Raw genomic sequence first — 20034 nt, 5'->3', positions numbered from 1 at the left:
AAACTCCTCAATTATCAGGCTTCTTCTTTGTTGATATTTGCTTCGATGTAATCAATAGCTTCTTGAATTGTTGTGATTTTCTCAGCTTTTTCATCTGGAATTTCAGTTTCAAATTCTTCTTCCAGCGCCATTACCAGCTCAACAGTATCAAGAGAGTCAGCACCCAGATCATCAACGAATGATGCGCTATTGCTCAGGTCCTTATCTTCAACGCCTAATTGCTCCATAACAATTTTGCGAACTCTTTCTTCAACTGTACTCATAATTTGCTTTTCCTCTTAGTTAAAAAAATTCATGACGGGTAGTTTATTCTTTTATACAAAGAACGCAAGCCCAATTATTCCATATACATGCCGCCATTGACATGTATTGTCTCACCTGTAACATAATTTGCACAGTCAGACGCCAGAAAAGCCACAACATTAGCGATATCTTCAGCTTTACCCATACGTTTCATTGGAATACGCTTGAGCATTTCGTCTTTTACCATATCAGGTAATGAATGAGTCATATCGGTATCAATGAAACCGGGAGCAACAACATTCACTGTGATACCCCGGCTGGCAATCTCTTGCGCCAGTGATTTTGAAAATCCAATTATACCAGCTTTTGCTGCTGTATAATTGACCTGACCAGAATTCCCGCTGCTGCCGACAACAGAACCAATGCTGATGATTCTACCCCAACGGGCACGGAACATTGATTTGATGCAGGCTTTTGTCATACGATAAATAGCAGTCAAATTAGTATTGATCACTTTATCCCATTCATCATCATCCATTCTTAACAGCAGATTATCTGCAGTGATGCCTGCATTGTTAACGAGTATTGCTGGTTGCTTGTCCTGATCAGCAAGCATTGTCATTAAATTATCAATCGCATCCTGATTAGTGACATCAAGCATGATTCCCTGGCCAGCAAGATTGGCCGAATCAAAATATTCACTGATTGTCTGCGCACCGCTTTCGGTAGTTGCAGTGCCAATGACATAAGCGCCTAATTGCGCCAACTGAATGGCAATCGCTTTGCCGATTCCACGGCTTGCGCCGGTGACCAGAGCGGTTTTTCCTTGTAAATCTATTAAACTCATTATTATAAACCTCTTAGCTGATCAAGAGTAACATTGTCGCAAACTGATAATGCCGACATGGTTTTATCAATTCGTTTTACCAAGCCAGTTAATACTTTACCGGGCCCGCACTCAATAATAGCGTCAAAACCACGGGATTTAATTAATTGTATGGTTTCAACCCATCGGACCGGTTTATACAGCTGCTGCTTTAGCAATGTACGTATTTGTTCTGGTGAGTTGTAAATACTTAAATCAACATTACTGACTACTGCAGTTTCCGGTACTTTAAAATCAACCTGTGCCAAATATTGCTCATATATTTCGGCTGCATCTGCCAGTAATGGGCAATGGCAAGGTACACTTACCGGGATAATTTTAGCCAGTCGTGCTCCTTGCTCTTCCGCTGCCTGCACTGCACGCTCGACCGCAGAAGTATGGCCTGCAATGACTACCTGACCAATCGCATTGTAATTAGCAGGAGTAACCTGTTCGCTGACAGTGGATGCCTGTTTGCACAACGTTTGTACCTGCCCGTCATCAAAGCCGACAATTGCTGCCATTGCACCCTGCCCAAGCGGGATGGTTTGTTGCATTGTCTGGCCGCGTCTGGCAACCAGTAAGGCTGCTTCTTCAAGGGTAATCGCCCCAGCGCAGACTAAGGCCGCATATTCACCCAGGCTATGACCAGCCATAATTTCGGTTTGGAAAGGCTTGATTTGCTGAATAAGCCTGAATAACGCTACATTGGCAGTCAGCATAGCAACTTGCGTATGCTCAGTCTGGTTAAGTTTTTGCTCTGGTCCATGCTGAACCAGCTCCCAGACATCATAGCCCAGCTTTTCAGAAACGCGGTTAAAAGTCTCAGTGATTATTTCATATTTTTCGGCAAGATCTGCAAGCATTCCAACTGACTGAGAACCTTGACCGGGAAAAACAAACGCCAATTTAGCCATAGTAAAATGAACTCTCCACTAGTTTGCAGATTTAATATTGGATAACAGCAGCGCCCCAAGTCATACCACCGCCAAATGATTCCAATAATAACATATCCCCCCGTTTGACTTTCCCATTTCTGATTGAATAGTCAAGGGCTAGTGGTATGGATGCGGCTGAGGTATTACCCTGGTTTTCGATAGTCACAATAACTTGTGACATAGGTAATTGTAATTTTTTGGCAATACCCTGAATGATTCGAATATTTGCCTGGTGAGGAACTAACCACTTTATATCTGATTTTTCCAAACCGGAAGCAGCCAGAATTTCATCAACGATATCACCCATGATGTTAACAGCCAGCTTGAATACCTCGTTCCCTTTCATTCCGATGATTGCCCTGTCAGTATTGGGAGAGCAATTGGGATAGGTTAGAAGCATGTCGCCATCAAAAGATGAATGAATCTTGCTTGCCAAAACGCCAGGGGTTTCACTGGCGCTTAATACGACTGCGCCGGCGCCATCGCCGAACAGAACGCAAGTGGAACGGTCATTCCAGTCTACCGCGCGAGACATACTTTCACTGCCAACAACCATTACATGTCTGGCTGCACCAGCTTCAATATATTGCCGTGCAACATCCAGCGCATAGACAAAACCACTGCATGCAGCACTGATATCAAAAGCAGGAATCGGTTTTTGAATTGCCAGCGCATTCTGGACATGGCAAGCCATACTTGGGAAAAAATGGTTGGGCGTACAGGTCGCTACAAGAATCAAATCAATATCGTCCTGAGAGATATCGGAAGCTTCCAGCGCCTTGACGGCAGCTTTTGCCGCCATGAACGATGTCGTTTCATGTTCACCGGCTACATGCCTGCTGCTAATTCCACTGCGGGTATATATCCATTCATGGCTGGTATCAAGCTTGCTTTCCAGATCATGATTGGTAACAACCTGTTCGGGCAAATAGCTGCCAGTGCCATTTATAACAGCAAATTTCATAGTAATAAACCTTGATTGATAAAGTCTGTAATTTGATCTCTTACCAAGTCAACAACATTATTTTTTACCTGAAGCGCAGCCTGTTCAATCGCATTTTGAAAAGCAAAATCATTCGCTCCGCCATGACTCTTAATAACAATACCGTTAAGGCCCAGTAAGCTGGCACCGTTATAACGCGCAGGATCCATGCGTTTTTTCAAATGACCGAGCGCAGGCAAAGCTACTAACCCGGCTGTCCTGGCATATAAATTTCTTGAAAGTGATTCTTTAAGTACGGACTGCATCAGCTTGGCTAACCCTTCACTTGCTTTCAGGGCAACGTTACCGACAAAACCGTCACAAACAACCAGATCAACATTACCGCTGTAGAAATCATCGCCTTCCACATAACCAACGTAATTCAACAGACTGCATTCAGCCAGCATATGGGCAGTACGCTTAACCTGATCATTGCCTTTGATTTCTTCAACGCCGATGTTCAGCAGAGCAATTTTGGGATTATCTTTCTTATCAACAGCCTGAATGAGCGCAGAGCCCATAACAGCAAATTGAAAAAGATGTTCCGCACATGAATCGACATTTGCCCCCAGATCCATCACTCGGGTTTTCCCTTGCATGGTTGGCATTTCGGCAATAATCGCGGGGCGATCGATGCCGGGCAATGTTTTAAGAACAAAACGCGCAGTCGCCATTAACGCACCTGTGTTACCTGCACTAACACATGCCTGTGCCTGGCCGTTTTTCACAAGGTTAATAGCGACTCGCATTGACGAATCTTTTTTATTGCGCATCGCATGAGATGGCAATTCATCCATTCCAACAACTTCTGACGCATGAATTATGCTAAATTGACTGGAATCGGACAGCCCCTGCTTTTTAAGATGCGCTTCTACCTGAGTCTGATCACCTACTAACAACAATCTCAGGTCCGGGTTGTTTTTAGCTGCGCGTGCACAAGCAGGGATTATGACGCACAGGCCATGATCCCCGCCCATCGCATCGATAGCAATGGTGATATTTTTCAATGGTATTACTCTTTTTCTTCTTCTTCGTAAGCAGCGTCTGTATCCAGTACCTTACGACCACGATAGTAACCATCAGGTGTAATATGGTGACGCAGATGAGTTTCACCTGTTGTAGGATCTACAGATAATGTAGGTGCGGTTAAAGCATCGTGTGAACGACGCATGTCACGTCTTGAACGTGATTTTTTATTTTGGGCTACAGCCATTGCATTACTCCTAGGCAATTTGTATTTGTTAGGGCGGAATATTACCTATTTTTTTTCGGTAATCCAAGTACTACTTGCAGAAAATATTATATTTCATGCTTTTGTTCGTTCAGATAACGCTCTGTTTGCGGGTCACAATCATTAAAATCTGCATGATAATCCGGTGTGCAAAGATATAATTCATCAGTCACTGTTTCCAATAAATCAAATTGATAACGATTTGATAACACGACACATTCATACGATTCCATCAACTCATTAGCCTGTTCATCCGTCTCGCACAACGCAATCATTACATTACTGTCGCATAAGGCATGAAACTCTTTCAGGCAACGCTGGCAATTAATAACCAAATCCCCTTTCACTGTCAGATCAAGCAAATAATAACCGTCACGCGCTGTAATCTGATAAGCACAATCAACCTCACAGGGAGAATGAATTTTTTCCGGCAGCCGTTCAGTAAGAGTCAGGCGGACATGCTCTACAGTATTGCTGTTGGTTATATTTTTTAGGTTGATAAGCATTTTCTGTACAAATAGCGTTAAAAAAAGGATTATATCATAGTATTGCTATTTCTTGTAGGTAGAAAATCGAGTATTCGATTCCTGACAATCGATGCCAGATTAGATAGATTTATTTGATTCGATTTATAAAAATATAAAAATAGGTTACAATATGCCTTTTTTTAGAACCTAAAAGCACATGAAAGCAAAAGTTATTGTTGGGATGTCAGGGGGGGTAGACTCCTCAGTTGCTGCCTGGCTGTTAAAAGAACAGGGCTATCAGGTTGAAGGCTTGTTCATGAAAAACTGGGAACAGGACGATACCAACGAATATTGTGCTGCAGCCATTGATTTGGCTGATGCCCAGGCTGTCGCTTCACAGATTGGCATTCCCTTGCATGCGGTCAATTTCGCAGAAACCTACTGGCAGCGGGTTTTTACTCATTTTCTGCATGAGTATGAAATGGGACGAACCCCGAATCCTGATGTTTTATGCAATAAAGAAATCAAGTTTAATGCTTTTCTAAACCATGCCATGACCCTTGGCGCGGATTATATTGCTACTGGCCACTATGCCCGGGTAAAAAACGGCGCCCTGCTGAAAGCTAAAGACCGCGATAAAGACCAAACCTATTTTTTACACGCTATTGACAGAGCTGCACTGAATAAAAGCCTTTTCCCAATTGGCGATTATCATAAATCCGAGATCAGAGAGTTTGCCAGACAATTAGGATTGATCACGCACGATAAAAAAGATTCCACCGGAATTTGCTTTATCGGGGAGCGTCGATTTAAAACCTTTTTACAGGAATTTATTTTGGCTAAACCGGGTGAAATTAGAAGTACTGCGGGAGAATTATTAGGCACTCATGACGGTTTAATGTTCTATACCTTAGGACAAAGACAAGGCCTCGGGATCGGCGGCCGTCAATCTGCGACAGATGAACCCTGGTATGTCGTTGATAAAGACACAAAAACCAATACCTTACTGGTAGCTCAAGGTAGTGATCATCCTATGCTGTATGCTAACGGTTTGATCTGCGGGTCTATCCATTGGCTGGCAGATTGTCAGGAACAATTACCGCTGACATGCTATGCCAAAACCCGTTATCGTCAACCCGATCAGGCTTGTGTTATTTCTCCTGAAGACAATGGGCAATATTATGTCATGTTTTCAGAGCCGCAACGAGCCGTGACGCCTGGACAATATATTGTGTTTTACGATAAAAACCAGTGTCTGGGCGGTGCTGTAATAGAACAAATTATTCGATAATATAGTAAACTTAATATCATACATTATTTTGGAGTAACAATGGACGCAACAACAACATCAGACGGTATTCTATTTTCTGTCAGCGCGGCAGATAAAGTTGCCTCCCTTATCGCAGAAGAAAAGAATCCCAACCTGAATTTAAGAATTTATATTTCTGGCGGCGGTTGCTCAGGCTTTGAGTATGGCTTTACTTTTGATGAAGTAATCAATGAAGAAGATGATACCGTGATTACCCAGCACTGCACGGATGGCAAGAGCACTGTCAAATTATTGGTTGATTCTATGAGCTATCAATTTTTAAAAAATGCCGAAGTTGATTATGTAAAAGGCATTCAGGGCGAGCAGTTTGTTATTCGCAATCCGAATGCCAAAACAACCTGCGGTTGTGGTTCTTCATTTAGTATGGACGACGACGAATAAAGCGAGATGGATAAAACAGAGTAGGTTGGGCTGTAAAGCCCATTGGCCGTCAAGCTAAGCCAGGTACACAGGAAATTAGAATAGTAAATGTACAAAATTCCTTAACTGCCTGCTATGGGTTTTACAGCACATATTCGTTCGGCCTGAGGAAAATGCGGAGCATTTGTCTCGAAGGCGTGGCACTGTACCACAGGCTTCGAGACAGCGCTAAAGCGCTTCCTCAGCCCGAACGATATTGTGAAATGTAGAAATTTAATTCCTTAGCTTGACGGATATGGGCTGTAAAGCCCAACACTCCCTTAAAAAGAAAAATCAAAGCCAAGCTTATCCCTTGAGGCATTTTTATAAACCTCATCAGCCACAGCTATATCCTGAATTGCAAGACCGACTGACTTAAATACCGTTAGCTTATTCTTATAATCCTCCTTTTTATGCAATAACCAGTTGCCAAACTCAATAATCGCATCAGGCTTTAATCGATTTTGTTCAATTGCGGCAATAATTTCTCCTGATTCAGCGAGGGCTGCCTGTAACTGGTCGGCAATAACCACTGAGCGCTCCAGAACTTCTGGCGCAATTTCCATCATAGCTCGTGAATGGGATCCGATGGCGTTGATATGCGCATGCGGCTTAAGCTCTTTGAGATGAATGAGCGGCTCAGTACTGTTGGTCGCGGAACAGATAATGTCTGCTGATTTTACGGCTTCTGATATGGTATCGCATATCAGAACATCGTATTGATGTTCAATGCTGTGCGCAAAATTTACTGCATTTTCACGTGTTCTTGACCAGACAGAAACCTGTTCAATTGGACGAACAGCTGCAACTGCCTCAAGTTGGGTTCTTGCCTGTACTCCTGAACCAATGATAGCGACATGGCTTGCATTTATTGGAGCAAAATATTTTGTTGCCAGGCCAGAAACTGCCCCTGTCCTTAATGCGGTTAAATAGCCTGCATCCATTAAAGCTCGCGGTTCACCAGTGGTTGCGTCAAGCAGCATGATAAAACCAGCAATAGCCGGTTTATTTTTTGCGATATTATCAGGAAAAACGGAAACCACTTTAAGCCCCAGTGCCTTTTCCCTGGCAAGATATGCCGGCATTGTCAGCGTCACTGCATTTTCTTCTTCAATTGCAACACTGGTTCTTAAGGGCAGGACAACCTGCTTATTGGCTAATTGGATAAAAGCCCTTTCCATTGCATTAATAGCATGCGCCATGGTTATGCTCTGCTTTACTTCCTCAACTGATAATATTTTTAAAGACATAATCGTAATCCTTAGGGCAAATAAATGGGGCTTTATAAATATAACTGACTTGAGCCTGAGAGGAAAATATGTGTTTTAATAAACAAGGAAAATGAGTGTTGGGCTTTACAGCCAACCTACACGAATCAAATGCAGGAATCCTGATGTGGGTTGGGCTGTGAAGCCCAATTTTCCAACCTGCGGTGGTTTATTAATATGGTTTAACAATGACTTTAGTGCCAATTTTTATAAAGTTCTGATGCAACCACAAAGCATCATGCGGTTTAACACGGATACAACCGTGGCTGGCATTGTAGTTTGGTACTTCGTAAGAACCGTGAATTGCGTAATACTTACTAAAAAACATACAGTAAGGCATTTTGGCTCCACCACGGCCTACCGGATAACGGCTTGAGCGGCAATCGGCGCCACGTTTGTGGATTATACTGTAAGTACCACTTGGCGTTTTGCATGCGCGGCCGATATCGCGGCAATATTTACTGCCGCCAGATGCTTTGCCTGAGCGAATGACCTTGCCATTCGAGTTGACTGCACTCCAGGTAAGGCTTTTAGGGTTAAAAATAAAAGTATTGGACGCAACAGTCAGTTTAGACGAACTGCTCAATGAGGTGTTCGCAACACTGGACTGTGTGGCTGTAAAAGATACAAAGGCTAAAAAAAATGACAACAACCCTTTTTTCGTGCTTATTGTTTCCATACTTAGTTCCATTGTCGAGGTTTACTAACCTAAATATAGAACAATAAAAGCACAGTTCCAGTTTTAATTTGTTTCCCAACGGTTAATGCCTGATTTTTTTACTAAAAATTCCAAAAAATTGTTATGTTGCTCCAATTCAGCATCATCTGGATAAAGCACTGGTGAATTAGAAGTCAGCTTTTCTATCACTGATACTGCAGCTGCATGCTTATTAACCGCAATCGTGCTGACCTCATCAAACAGGCTTCCTTGTCCGCCAGTCATGGCCAGATAGACAGATGCCAGAATTTCCGCGTCAAGTAACGCGCCGTGCAGCTGACGGTTTGAATTATCAATGTCATAGCGCTTACACAAAGCATCCAGACTATTCCGCTGGCCGGGATGCTTTTCGCGTGCCAACATCAGGGTATCAACTACTGTGCAGTAATGAGAAAGATTTTTCTGCCATTTTAGCAGCCCAAGCTCAGCATTAATAAAACCAACGTCAAACGCTGCATTATGGATAACCAGTTCAGCGCCAGCGATATAATCAATAAACTCCTGAACTATAGTCTTAAAAAGCGGTTTGTCTTGTAAAAATTGGGTGCTTATGCCATGAACGCGAAACGCCCCCTCGTCCACTTCCCTCTCTGGATTAAGATAGACATGATAATGATTACCGGTTAGCTTGCGATCAATAATTTCAACGCAACCAATTTCAATAATCCGATGTCCGGTTTCATGGCTGATCCCGGTTGTTTCCGTATCGAGAACAATTTGACGCATAATTAATTACCTGTTAATTCTCTGATAGCTTGATTCGCCAACTCATCAGCCAATTCATTCTCAGGATGGCCGGAATGTCCTTTGACCCAATGCCAGGTTATCTGATGCTGATTGGCAAGTATATCCAGTTGTTGCCATAAATCGGCATTTTTTACCGGTTCTTTTTTGGAGTTTTTCCAGCCATTTTTTTTCCAGCCGAAAATCCAGCCAGTAATACCTTGCCGTAAATATTGCGAATCTGTGAACAGATCGATTTTGCAGCTACGTTTTACCGCTTCGAGCGCTTTAATTGCAGCCATTAACTCCATTCGGTTATTGGTAGTGAGTTGTTCACCGCCATAGAGCTTTTTTTCCTGTGTACCATAACGCAACAAAGCGCCCCAGCCCCCTGGGCCTGGATTTCCTTTACAGGCTCCATCGGTAAAAATCTGCAATGTTATTTCGTTAATGGCTCACTCCCGAATGCTATTAAATCGCGTTATTATATACGTTATCAAGCTTAAAATCTCCTTGTAAGATTTTATTCTTAATCACTGCAATATCTGGTGCGAAATAGCGATCCTGATCATAAGCAGGTACGTTCTGACGAATTTCGGCATAATATTTTTGCAATGCTGAAGAAGTTTGCAATGGTTTACGGAACTCCAGTCCCTGACATGCAGCCAGCAATTCAATAGCCAATATCGTTGCCGTATTATCAATCATGGCATGTAACCGCCGTGCCGCATTAGTCGCCATTGAAACATGGTCTTCCTGATTTGCGGAAGTAGGCAAGCTGTCGACTGAATGCGGATGTGCCAGCGCTTTATTGTCACTTGCACAGGCGGCAGCTGTTACATGAGCGATCATAAAACCGGAGTTAAGCCCGCCCTCCTTTACCAGATAGGCAGGTAAACCACTAAAGTTTTTATCAATCAATAAAGCAATACGCCTTTCCGCTGCCGCTCCGATTTCAGCAATTGCCAATGCCAGATTATCAGATGCCATTGCCAACATTTCTCCGTGAAAATTCCCGCCTGACAAAATCTCTCCTTGTTCCGGGAAAATCAATGGATTATCAGAGACTGAGTTAGCTTCAATTTCCAATGTTTCTTTTACGAATTCCATTTGATGCAATACTGCACCCATTATTTGCGGCTGACACCTTAACGAATAGGGATCTTGTACTCGCTCACAATGACGATGCGACTCCCGAATCGCGCTTCCAGCCAACAAATCTCGATACCAGGCCGCCACTTCACTTTGATGTCTATAGCCTTTGGCCTGATGAATTCTGGCATCAAATGGCACATCACTGCCGTTGGCGGCATCAACCGATAGCGCTCCAGCAATAATTGCAGTATTAAACAGCTTTTCAGCATTAAGATAAGCCTGAATCGCAATCGCCGCTGAGGCCTGTAAACCATTAATCAAAGCCAAACCTTCTTTTGGCTCTAATTCCAGCACTGGCAACCCGGCAATAGCCAGCCCCTCCTCCGCCGAAATAATCTTCCCGTTATGACACACTTCGCCTACGCCTAATAACGGTAACGACATATGGGCAAGTGGCGCAAGATCACCTGAAGCGCCCACTGACCCTTTGGCTGGAATGCAGGGAATAATGGAGCGGTTATTAAACGTGATTAAATAGTTTAGTAATTTAAGACTGACTCCGGAATATCCCTGCGCCAGGCTATTAATTTTAAGGAGCAGCAACAGTCTGGCAGTACCATTATCCAGTAAATCACCTGTACCGCATGCGTGCGACAGAATTAGGTTGCGTTGCAACTGTTTCAGATTATTAGCTGAAATTATCTGGTTAGCCAAGGAACCAAAACCGGTATTAATTCCATAAACAATTTTGTCATTTTCAAGAACTTGCCTGACACAGGCATTGGCCGAGTCAATTCTGGCTAACGCCTCTTCGGCCAATTGAATCGGCGTATTTTCTGCAGTCAATCTGGCAAGATCGGCAATTTTCAACTGGCCCGGATTAAGCGTAAAACGATTAGTCATGGCTTGCCTCCACGTCAAACATCGGCAACCATAACTGATTTTCGCGGGCGCATTGCTCCGCAAGTTCATAGCCTGCATCAGCATGCCGCATAACGCCTGTGGCCGGATCATTATGCAGAACTCTTGCAAGCCGAAGTGCTGCCTGTTCCGTTCCGTCAGCGACAATCACCACGCCAGCATGTTGTGAAAAGCCCATGCCGACGCCTCCGCCATGATGGATGCTGACCCAGGTTGCTCCGCTGGCACAATTTAACAGCGCATTTAATAATGGCCAATCAGAAACGGCATCACTGCCGTCGAGCATGCCTTCGGTTTCCCGGTTAGGGCTTGCTACTGAACCTGAATCCAGATGATCGCGTCCGATCACAACCGGCGCCTTAAGTTCCCCTTGCTTCACCATGGTATTAAAAGCAAGCCCCAAACGTTCCCGGTCTTTTAAACCAACCCAACAAATACGTGCAGGCAATCCCTGAAAAGCAATTTTTTCACGCGCCATATCCAGCCAGCGGTGTAACGGCTTGTTATCAGGCAATAATTCTTTCACTTTTTGATCGGTTTTATAAATATCTTCCGGATCGCCAGATAATGCAGCCCAGCGAAACGGGCCAATACCTTGACAAAATAACGGCCGAATATAAGCTGGAACAAATCCGGGAATATCAAATGCCCTTTCGGCGCCAGCTTCTTTGGCCATTTGCCGTAGATTATTGCCATAATCAAATACCGGAACGCCAAGAGCCTGAAAACCCAGCATCGCCTCTATCTGTTCTTTCATTGATATTTTGGCCGCTGCGATAACCTGCTCTGGTTCTGTTTTACGCATAGCCGCTGCCTGTTCAAGACTCCAACCTTTTGGCAAATAGCCATTCAAGGGATCGTGAGCACTTGTTTGATCTGTGACCAAATCAGGAAGAATATTTTTGCTTAATAATAAAGGATAGAGTTCAGCCGCATTGCCAAGTAATCCTACCGATACCGGCTGTCCGGATTCGCAACCCTGCTTTATCCATTGCAGAGCCTGCCCAAGATTGTCCGTTGATTTATCAAGATAACGTGTCTGTAATCGTTTGTTCAATCGGCTGGGATCGCATTCAATTGCCAGGATACTGGCTCCGGCCATTGTCGCCGCCAGTGGTTGTGCTCCGCCCATGCCGCCAAGACCAGCGGTTAAAATCCACCGCCCGGTCAAGTCGCCATTAAAATGTTTTTTAGCGGCTGATACAAATGTCTCATAAGTACCCTGGACGATGCCTTGTGAACCGATATAAATCCAGCTTCCAGCTGTCATTTGACCGTACATCATCAGGCCTTTTTTATCCAGGGTGTTAAAATGCTCCCAATTGGCCCAATGCGGAACCAGATTAGAGTTGGCAATCAAAACCCGCGGTGCGTCAGGATGAGTAGTGAATACGCCAACTGGTTTTCCAGATTGAATTAGCAAGGTCTGGTTGTGTTCGAGTTTCTTTAATGTCGAAACAATTTTTACAAAACAATCCCAATTACGGGCAGCCTTTCCAAGCCCGCCATAAACAATCAATTGGTCAGGATGCTCTGCAACTTCCGGATCAAGGTTATTGCAGAGCATTCGTAAAGCGGCTTCGGTTAGCCAGCTTTTAGCTTGTAATGTAGTACCGTGTGCTGCTTTAACAAATCGTGTTGTTGCCATTTTCCTTCCCGGGATAAAGAATTTTTCATAGCATACAGCAGAAATTTGCCGGGTCAATATGCTTACGCCGGGTTGGGCGGTTACGACCCAACAGGTTTTTATCAGGCACTCCTGATCAAGCAGGTGCGACTGTCAACGTGGATATTTTTTCCGCCTTTACCGTCGCTTCAGCGTATGTCAGAGGCAATTTGAAAAACTCGTACATTAACGGCGTTTTCTTCTTTGCTGCCTGATTCACGGCTGCAATCACTTCAGCGACGTGGTTGCTAAAATTGTCGGCAATCTCTTTACAATACCCTGGCTTATAATCAATATTGAAAACCCGTTTCAACACGCCAGCCTTTGCCAGCGCCCCCAGATATCGCTCCTGATTAAACATGGTCAAAGCATTTTTAACTGTTAACGCAAAACTGGCAGGTTCAAGATGCTGGCTGGCAAGAGCGGCAACCAGAATTTGCAATGCTTTGTCTTCAGCGATAGCTCTGAATTTTCCTTCTGATTGTTCTAATGTATCAGTATTATCAATACCATAAATTTCTTTCAGCAGTCCTGTCTTTTGCAGCGCCTTTATCCAGGTAATTTCCTTACCCTGAGACAACTCCTTGACTATCCGCATAGGGTATTGTACCGGCGTCATATTGGCTTTCCAGCCATTAATTTTCCGGATAAATATTAACGGTTCCAGTTTATCATTTAAAGCTACCGCTAGCTTGTCTTCTGTGCCTGGCTGGTATTCCAGATCATATAGTTTTTTCAATGCCCCCGTTTCACACAATGCTTTTAAATAAAAATGCTTATTATTAAATCTAAGGCCGTTAAATACACGCCATGCCTGCTCAACTTCATCAATTTTTTCATCACGGAGCCAACGATTGATTTTACTTTTAAGCAGCATTACGGCGACTCTGTCTTTGAATTTTTCAACAACCGCTTCAACATTGGTAATATCGTAATCAATATCAAAAAGCTTTTTCAGGAGATCATATTCCTCCAGCTTACGCAAAAACTTTTGTGGATTTAAGCGCTGAAGCAGATTATTGCTCAAAGCGGCAATATGTCCTTCATCATAATTACTGCAAGCACGCTGCCACCCCCTGATTGCCCGCTCTAAACGATAAGAAAATCCGGCCCCCAGAACATTCATTTTAATTGCACGTACCAGGCGGCTCGGATCATTTTTGAATGAGTCCTCTGGCATCTCAATCGTACGTAGCTGATTAGTATACAAATCATGTACACCCTGACCAGTTGGATCATAGGCATTACCGTCCACATCGAGAAAAAATGCGCATTTGAAAAAATCCCGCTGATTTGCATTATCAGTTAACCATTGTTCACTGTCTTCGGTTATCAACCAGTCAACGGGGACTCCTTCTATAGTACCGGTAAATAAATTTTTACCTCCAACTGTATATGGACATTTCTCTAATCCTAATTTTTTGAGAATTTCGGCTGGTAGCGGCGTTGATGTCAAATCAAGATCGACCCCTTCTTTATACTCAATACCTTCTACGGCATTGCTGGCATTACTACCTGTAATAGCCAACTTGATTTTAAGGTTTTCTTTTTTTAATTCCTCTTTAATACGAGCAATAACTTTCGCTATCGTTGGCGAATATTGGCATTTTTTAAAGCTTTGCTCTTTTGGCAGCGTGCCTGAAATCGGTAAAAACACCTCATGCTGTACAGGTTTTTCAATAATATCACATGCAATGTTCAGCTCTTTGGTCAAGATTTTATAATTCTGATTTTGACGGGATGTAAAACGCTTCAGGGTTTCTGTTAATGGATAAATCCGTACTTCACTATCGGTAAGAATTACTTCCGCTATCCCTTCCTTTTCCGCATAAGACTTGAAAGGTATAATAATAAATTTTTCTATCAATTGTTGAGAAAGTTTTACTTCAACTGGGTCTGAAGACGGATTACCGTCCTTAATTTTTACCATTAAAGGGTTTAATGGCAATTTAACCACAAAGCCTTTTCTGGCTCCGTTGGTTATTTCTTCAATTGGAAGCTTATTCTGATCCGGTTCGCAAAAAATGGCTTTTAAGCCGTCCATCCATTCTTGTGTATTGTAGTTCCCGGCATCATTTGAAGGTAAATTTTCCTGTTTATTTAATTGAGGTTGAGGCAGATCCATCATTTCTGCCAGCAACTCCAGTCTGTTAATTGCAGGCAATTTGTTTAATACCGCTTCCCTGTTACTTATTATCTCTTTAAGCTGCGGCCATGACAGCATCAAATCAGTCATATTGCCATAAGCAAAAATTGTTACATCAATTCTATCAAGATACTCAGGATTTGCTGCTAACCAATCTACACCGGCTGAATCGGATAATACATAGTGCAGAAAAGCCCGGTTATTCAGGTTTGTTCCAAGAATACGCCGTAAACGAGAGTGCTGTAAAACATAGGCTAAACCCTTTGGCCGAAGTAACAAATTAAGCATCGGAGAGATATAGGTTGTAGCCAGGCCATTCATGTTTTCAAACGGTGCAGTCATTACTTCTTCATTTGCCTTTTCTGCAATATCAATTGCCTTTGTCCAAAACTCCCAATTATCAGTTGACAGTAACGTGTATAGCGGTGATATATTTCTAATCAATTCACAAGTTTGTTTATCTTCCATTTCCACTGATAATGTCACAAATTTCGCAGGTTGATTTAGTGCTTTTGCAGAGATTTGGCTGCCTAGCCAGGGATATTTTTTCATTAAATATTCAAATAAACCTATACAACGTTCTCTAGTAAAATAAAAGAGCGGCGAACGTTTCTCATTGTTTTTGCTAACAAATAGCTTTTCAAAATAATTTTCAATATTTGCAAAGCTCATCTCTCCTTGTAGCGATTCTATCAAATACGATAGATCAGTGTCGGGCATAACAGTAATCTTGTGGGTTCTGATATAGTCTTGAATTTCACGAGCCAGTATATCAAAAGTCAGTTTGGATGATTCAGTTGGTTTTTCTTCTTTGGGTGGCGCCAATTCCGATTGCTGTTCGACGGCTTGGGAGCTAATCAGAACATATGGCCTAATTAACCGTTCTTTCATTTTGCTATTGTTTCGTTGATTATAACCCTGTACCGCAATTCCTAACGCATCATAATGCACTAACAATCTTTCAACCAGTTCAATATTACCTTTATCGACAACTAAATCAATAATTTTGCAATTGATTTTTCTATCTCTTTCAGCAACATTTTCAAGCCGTCTCAATAGTGAGGCAACCAGTTGGTAGTGGCCAAAATCAAAAGCATAAATCAATCCATTCAGAAAGATATCAACATCACTATTCTTTGCTTTTTTTGCTAATGCACTGAAATGTAAAAATTCTCTTTCATTGCCTGCCATTGCATAGCCCATCGATGCAGCAAGATATAGATCTTCGCGCATTGACTGAGGTTGGCTTTTAATAAAATTGACTAGTTTATCTTTGTGTTCACCTTTTGCCAAACCGATTGTGATATCAATAGCAATATGCATATTACTTTTTAGATTTTTTATCCTATATCCTGCTTCGTTGCCTGCCATAGCGTATCCTCTGGCAATCGGGCCTGCAGGCGGTTTGTTTTTAAAATATTTTTTTGATAAATTTTCTATTAATGTCTGGTTATTTGCCTCGGCAGCCCCAAACAATGCCTGCTCTGGAGAACCGTCAAATTTATCAAGAAGCAGGTATACTGCCCTGGTTTTTCCCATGCAAGCCAGATAATAAACTGCAGAATACCCCCAGCGTAATACGTTGACCGGTACCCGGTCACTCATAATCTGATTTAAGCCTTCAATATCATTGTTCTGGGCAAGGGTGACAATTTTTTTAATAAAACTGGACTTTATAACCGGTATAAAATTGGGCATCGCTTTTACCAACTAAAAAAATTGTAATTTTAAACCAAAAAGTTTCGTTTGCAGCATTTTTTGTTTATTTTTTTGCTCTTTAGCATTTTTGGATTCCAATCCAACTCCGGATTGCTCAATAATCAGACAAATAATTATTAACATTGGCTATATGAAGCGTATTTTGCTCATGATAGACTACTTGATTGATTATTATGTTCAGGTTGACTATTGTGCATACTGAAGACCTTAAACAACCTTCTTCGTTACGCGTTTTTTTTGCTACTGAAATGTGGGAGCGTTATGGCTTTTATGTTGTGCAGACTTTACTCGCACTTTATCTGGCGCTCCATTTCAAATGGCCAGACAAACAGGTTTATTCCCTTGTTGCATCATTTACGGCCCTTACCTACCTGTCGCCGATTATGGGCGGCTGGGTTGCCGATCAGCTGTTAGGCCAGAAAAACAGTATTCTTGCCGGCGCCGTGTTTTTATTTTTTAGTTACGCAACGCTTGCATTGTCTACCTCAGAATACAATCTGGTTGTCGCTCTGGCCTGCATAGCGCTGGGTACAGGTTTTCTTAAACCTAATATATCTTCACTTCTGGGGAATGAATATGCTGAAAATTCGCCGCAACGTGAAAGCGGATTTACTATTTTCTATATGGGAATAACAACTGGTATTATCCTTGGAACAACCTTGCCAAGCCTTATCAATAAACATCTTGGCTGGTCGGCAAGTTTTGCAAGCGCGGCAGTTGGAATGATTATCGCATTCACTGTTTTTTTCTTTGGTGTTCGGAAATATCAGATCAAGGATTATAACCATTTTGAATATCGCCATAGTAAAATTGTCAAAGCCTTTTTTATTACCATGGCATTCTGGATTTTTTCATTTTTTGTTCTGATGCAACCGCATTTTGCAGATGCCGCGTTTCTAATTGCAAGCGTTATTTCACTGATTTACCTGTCTGTTGCGATAAAACGCGAATCCCCGGCACAGGCACGGCAAACGATTGTAATCGGCTTGCTTTGCATTATTTCCGTGCTGTTCTGGGCCTTTTATTTTCAGATGTTTTTATCGTTAACCTTGTTTATTTCGCGCGTTGTCCAACCGCAATTATTTGGTATCGCTTTCCCTCCGCCTTATTATGTCAGTATTCAAAGCCTGGGTATGTTGTTGTTTGGTTATTTATTATCACGCAGCAAACCAACATTAAACCTGGCAGAAAGAGGAATAAGGACAGGCAATAAATTTATGCTGGCCATTATTTTCATGTTTATGGCCTATGCGTTAATTGCATATGTCTGTAATCACAATTTAACAGAGGGATTATTATCGCCCCTGCTATTTATTCCGGCCTATTTATTGATCTCGATTGCTGAACTGTTACTCTCTCCTGTAGGCTTATCGGCTATTACCATGCTGGCAAGCCGCCGCAAAGTCAGTACAATGATGGGAATATTCTTCGTTTCTCTGGGGGTTGGTGCTTTTTTATCAGGAAAACTGGCGGAGATTACCTCTGTTGATCCGGATCAGCTCAGTATTGTTGAGTTAAAGGTACATTACGCCAATACGTTTTTAGTGCTTTTCCTGATTTTGTTTGGGGTTACAATAGTATGCGCCCTATTAAATTTTGTGATTAAATATTTATTAAGGTATGAGCTAAAAGCATAAGCGCTCTTTGTACCGGATAATTTTTGTAGGTTGGGTCGTTTTGACATCGCTCGGGCTGAGGAAGCGCTTTAGCGCTGTCTCGAAGCCTGTGGTACGGTGCAAAGCCTTCGAGACAAATGCTCCGCATTTTCCTTCTGCCCGAACGGGTATGAGTTTATAGCCTGTAACCTGACGGCTCCGGCGCAACCTCTGGAGCCCGCACAGTTTTTTTTTGTTCCCTGACGATAAATAATGTCCGGGCAGTCAAGGAACCCGTTTTATTCGTCGGATTAATTTGATGCAGCGCTGTAATCAGCTCATCAAGAGTAGAAAGCTGCCCGCTTTTAACTTGCTGCAAAATCTGGCCAACCTCTTTGATATAATGCCGATTCCAATGACCGCAGAAAAAACGTAAGGCCGCTGAGCCGCCCTTGGTATAATCGCTCAGCAAGGCACAGGCTTTATTAAATTCGCTGCCTTTTGTTTTTTGATAAATTGCCTGATAGCTGGGTGGAGGATTGATGTAATTATTTAAAAGGGTCCAGTAGCCTTTTGCCTTGTAATTCATCATCAGATAATCAGTTGTTTTCATTGCTGTCCGAACTGTTACATCATTACAACAGGGGCTATTCAAAATTTTCAAAATCATCTCAGTTTGCCCTAGTGATAGAGCTTGCGTAAGCGCATCATAATATCCCCTATGTTTAACCAATAAAATTTCTGGTTTCATATGGGAACTTTGCAACACCATATCGGCCATTGTTAAAAGCACTTGTTTATCAGCCTGGCTTTCTGACAAACCGCTTATAATATCATATAGGATGGTGGATTCTGTCTTTAGCTGATATGAGGATTCTATTACCCGCTTAAATGCTTCGGTTGAGCACTTTGGACTTTCTATAAACGTACGCATTAAATCGGCATATTTATACTTTACTATAGAGCTCAATACACCAGATCGCGCTAAATATTGAGGAGTGAAATAAGGGCTTTCGATCAACGCTTGATAGATGTGGTAAACCAGCTGCCGCCAGATTGACCTATCGATCCCGTGGAATCTACGAAATTCGCTGTCCCCCATGTAGGAGAATATATTCATACCTTTATATTTTTCATCGAAAAGACTAAACGCTTTCGTGCTTGAAAGAGCAAGTTTGATAGCCTCGATGTTTCCGTCGAGAAATAACTGGATAAAAAATTTCTTATCCAGCCGGTTCTCTTCAATATGAGCCTTGGTGATCGTTTTATTTTTAAATATCCCGGTAAGTCTTAAATCACAGTTAATCAACTCGATATTGGTCAGATCCAGGGCGCTTAAATCAATACCGCGTAAATCTTTATCTCGCATTATAACCGGTTGTTCACTTTTAAGATGGCTAAGATATCCCTCCTGTAGCCCAAGATTAAAGGCTTCGCTGACAAGCAGCGGCTGCGAAAGTGCCGTTACAGGATAACCATGCGTTTTAAGCAGGCGTTGGATAAAACGCTGTTGCAAGGATGCCGGCAAAGTATGAAGCCACTTGACCACCTGATTTTCAGATCCCAGTTTTTCAGTCAGTTCTTCAATCAGAATTGGCCAAAAATTCCCGATCTCAGTCAGATTTTTACTTTCTAACAGCAATGAGATGCATTTTACCTGCAGTAGTTTTAATAAAGCCTCGGCATGCGCTGTGCGCTCAAACAGCTGTTGCCACGCTTCCCGGTCCT

At 42.5% G+C, this 20034-nt stretch carries 18 protein-coding genes; 3 read left to right on the top strand and 15 right to left on the bottom strand.

Annotated elements, in window-relative coordinates:
- Nucleotides 1-14 precede the first annotated feature (14 nt).
- The 7 genes from acpP to ACFORL_RS00060 form a co-directional block, all read right to left on the bottom strand.
- Nucleotides 15-263 (bottom strand): acyl carrier protein, encoded by a 249-nt coding sequence (gene acpP, locus ACFORL_RS00090; protein ID WP_382339870.1) that lies wholly within the window; start codon nt 261-263, stop codon nt 15-17.
- A 74-nt stretch (nt 264-337) separates the two neighbouring features.
- Nucleotides 338-1090, bottom strand: a complete 753-nt coding sequence (gene fabG, locus ACFORL_RS00085) for a 3-oxoacyl-ACP reductase FabG (RefSeq protein WP_382339868.1) — start codon at nt 1088-1090, stop codon at nt 338-340.
- Nucleotides 1091-1092: 2 nt separating this feature from the next.
- On the bottom strand, nt 1093-2025 hold the full coding sequence (gene fabD, locus ACFORL_RS00080) for an ACP S-malonyltransferase (RefSeq protein WP_382339866.1): 933 nt from the start codon (nt 2023-2025) through the stop codon (nt 1093-1095).
- Between the two features lie 31 nt (nt 2026-2056).
- Entirely contained in the window at nt 2057-3010 is a 954-nt protein-coding gene (locus ACFORL_RS00075) for a beta-ketoacyl-ACP synthase III (protein WP_382339864.1), read from the bottom strand.
- Nucleotides 3007-4035 carry a phosphate acyltransferase PlsX gene (gene plsX / locus ACFORL_RS00070; protein WP_382339862.1) on the bottom strand — a complete coding sequence of 343 codons (1029 nt, stop codon included), beginning with the start codon at nt 4033-4035 and terminating at the stop codon, nt 3007-3009. Before plsX ends, ACFORL_RS00075 begins: the two co-directional genes overlap by 4 nt.
- Before the next feature lie 5 nt (nt 4036-4040).
- On the bottom strand, nt 4041-4241 hold the full coding sequence (gene rpmF, locus ACFORL_RS00065; protein ID WP_382339860.1) for a 50S ribosomal protein L32: 201 nt from the start codon (nt 4239-4241) through the stop codon (nt 4041-4043).
- A gap of 86 nt (nt 4242-4327) precedes the next feature.
- Complete coding sequence (locus ACFORL_RS00060; protein ID WP_382339858.1) at nt 4328-4765, bottom strand: YceD family protein; 438 nt, start codon at nt 4763-4765, stop codon at nt 4328-4330.
- A 178-nt stretch (nt 4766-4943) separates the two neighbouring features.
- Here ACFORL_RS00060 and mnmA point away from each other — a divergent pair, with 178 nt between their 5' ends.
- Both mnmA and erpA read left to right on the top strand, forming a co-directional pair.
- Nucleotides 4944-6017 (top strand): tRNA 2-thiouridine(34) synthase MnmA, encoded by a 1074-nt coding sequence (gene mnmA / locus ACFORL_RS00055; protein ID WP_382339856.1) that lies wholly within the window; start codon nt 4944-4946, stop codon nt 6015-6017.
- A gap of 39 nt (nt 6018-6056) precedes the next feature.
- A complete protein-coding gene (erpA, locus tag ACFORL_RS00050; RefSeq protein WP_382339854.1) occupies nt 6057-6437 on the top strand; it encodes an iron-sulfur cluster insertion protein ErpA in 381 nt (126 codons plus the stop codon).
- A 299-nt stretch (nt 6438-6736) separates the two neighbouring features.
- Here erpA and ACFORL_RS00045 read toward each other — a convergent pair whose 3' ends face one another.
- The 7 genes from ACFORL_RS00045 to ACFORL_RS00015 form a co-directional block, all read right to left on the bottom strand.
- Entirely contained in the window at nt 6737-7705 is a 969-nt protein-coding gene (locus ACFORL_RS00045) for an ornithine cyclodeaminase family protein (protein WP_382339852.1), read from the bottom strand.
- A gap of 190 nt (nt 7706-7895) precedes the next feature.
- The gene (locus tag ACFORL_RS00040; protein WP_382339850.1) at nt 7896-8402 is read right to left on the bottom strand and encodes a L,D-transpeptidase; all 507 of its coding nucleotides are present in this window, start codon (nt 8400-8402) and stop codon (nt 7896-7898) included.
- Between the two features lie 63 nt (nt 8403-8465).
- Nucleotides 8466-9167, bottom strand: coding sequence for a DNA polymerase III subunit epsilon (gene dnaQ / locus ACFORL_RS00035; RefSeq protein WP_382339848.1), 702 nt, complete (start codon nt 9165-9167; stop codon nt 8466-8468).
- A 2-nt stretch (nt 9168-9169) separates the two neighbouring features.
- Complete coding sequence (rnhA, locus tag ACFORL_RS00030) at nt 9170-9607, bottom strand: ribonuclease HI (protein ID WP_382340833.1); 438 nt, start codon at nt 9605-9607, stop codon at nt 9170-9172.
- Between the two features lie 28 nt (nt 9608-9635).
- A complete protein-coding gene (hutH, locus tag ACFORL_RS00025; protein WP_382339846.1) occupies nt 9636-11162 on the bottom strand; it encodes a histidine ammonia-lyase in 1527 nt (508 codons plus the stop codon).
- Entirely contained in the window at nt 11155-12828 is a 1674-nt protein-coding gene (hutU, locus tag ACFORL_RS00020) for a urocanate hydratase (protein WP_382339844.1), read from the bottom strand. Before hutU ends, hutH begins: the two co-directional genes overlap by 8 nt.
- Nucleotides 12829-12943: 115 nt before the next feature.
- Nucleotides 12944-16690 (bottom strand): hypothetical protein, encoded by a 3747-nt coding sequence (locus tag ACFORL_RS00015; RefSeq protein WP_382339842.1) that lies wholly within the window; start codon nt 16688-16690, stop codon nt 12944-12946.
- A gap of 212 nt (nt 16691-16902) precedes the next feature.
- On the opposite strand from ACFORL_RS00015, the gene ACFORL_RS00010 reads away from it, so the two are divergent.
- Nucleotides 16903-18348, top strand: coding sequence for a peptide MFS transporter (locus tag ACFORL_RS00010; RefSeq protein ID WP_382339840.1), 1446 nt, complete (start codon nt 16903-16905; stop codon nt 18346-18348).
- Nucleotides 18349-18502: 154 nt separating this feature from the next.
- Here the strand turns inward: ACFORL_RS00010 and ACFORL_RS00005 are convergent.
- The coding region (locus ACFORL_RS00005; RefSeq protein ID WP_382339839.1) for a DUF5617 domain-containing protein at nt 18503-20034 on the bottom strand (1532 nt) is incomplete at its 5' end.

This window comes from Legionella dresdenensis, assembly GCF_042649825.1.
In the GTDB taxonomy this organism is placed as follows: domain Bacteria; phylum Pseudomonadota; class Gammaproteobacteria; order Legionellales; family Legionellaceae; genus Legionella_C; species Legionella_C dresdenensis.
Note: the sequence above shows the minus strand (reverse complement) of the source record. Positions and strands in the feature narration are given on the sequence as shown.

Coding starts and splice junctions, on each gene's coding strand:
- acpP (WP_382339870.1), bottom strand. CDS start 263: ATGAGTACAGTTGAAGAAAGAGTTCGCAAAATTGTTATGGAGCAATTA.
- fabG (WP_382339868.1), bottom strand. CDS start 1,090: ATGAGTTTAATAGATTTACAAGGAAAAACCGCTCTGGTCACCGGCGCA.
- fabD (WP_382339866.1), bottom strand. CDS start 2,025: ATGGCTAAATTGGCGTTTGTTTTTCCCGGTCAAGGTTCTCAGTCAGTT.
- ACFORL_RS00075 (WP_382339864.1), bottom strand. CDS start 3,010: ATGAAATTTGCTGTTATAAATGGCACTGGCAGCTATTTGCCCGAACAG.
- rpmF (WP_382339860.1), bottom strand. CDS start 4,241: ATGGCTGTAGCCCAAAATAAAAAATCACGTTCAAGACGTGACATGCGT.
- ACFORL_RS00060 (WP_382339858.1), bottom strand. CDS start 4,765: ATGCTTATCAACCTAAAAAATATAACCAACAGCAATACTGTAGAGCAT.
- mnmA (WP_382339856.1), top strand. CDS start 4,944: ATGAAAGCAAAAGTTATTGTTGGGATGTCAGGGGGGGTAGACTCCTCA.
- erpA (WP_382339854.1), top strand. CDS start 6,057: ATGGACGCAACAACAACATCAGACGGTATTCTATTTTCTGTCAGCGCG.
- ACFORL_RS00045 (WP_382339852.1), bottom strand. CDS start 7,705: ATGTCTTTAAAAATATTATCAGTTGAGGAAGTAAAGCAGAGCATAACC.
- ACFORL_RS00040 (WP_382339850.1), bottom strand. CDS start 8,402: ATGGAAACAATAAGCACGAAAAAAGGGTTGTTGTCATTTTTTTTAGCC.
- dnaQ (WP_382339848.1), bottom strand. CDS start 9,167: ATGCGTCAAATTGTTCTCGATACGGAAACAACCGGGATCAGCCATGAA.
- hutH (WP_382339846.1), bottom strand. CDS start 11,162: ATGACTAATCGTTTTACGCTTAATCCGGGCCAGTTGAAAATTGCCGAT.
- hutU (WP_382339844.1), bottom strand. CDS start 12,828: ATGGCAACAACACGATTTGTTAAAGCAGCACACGGTACTACATTACAA.
- ACFORL_RS00015 (WP_382339842.1), bottom strand. CDS start 16,690: ATGCCCAATTTTATACCGGTTATAAAGTCCAGTTTTATTAAAAAAATT.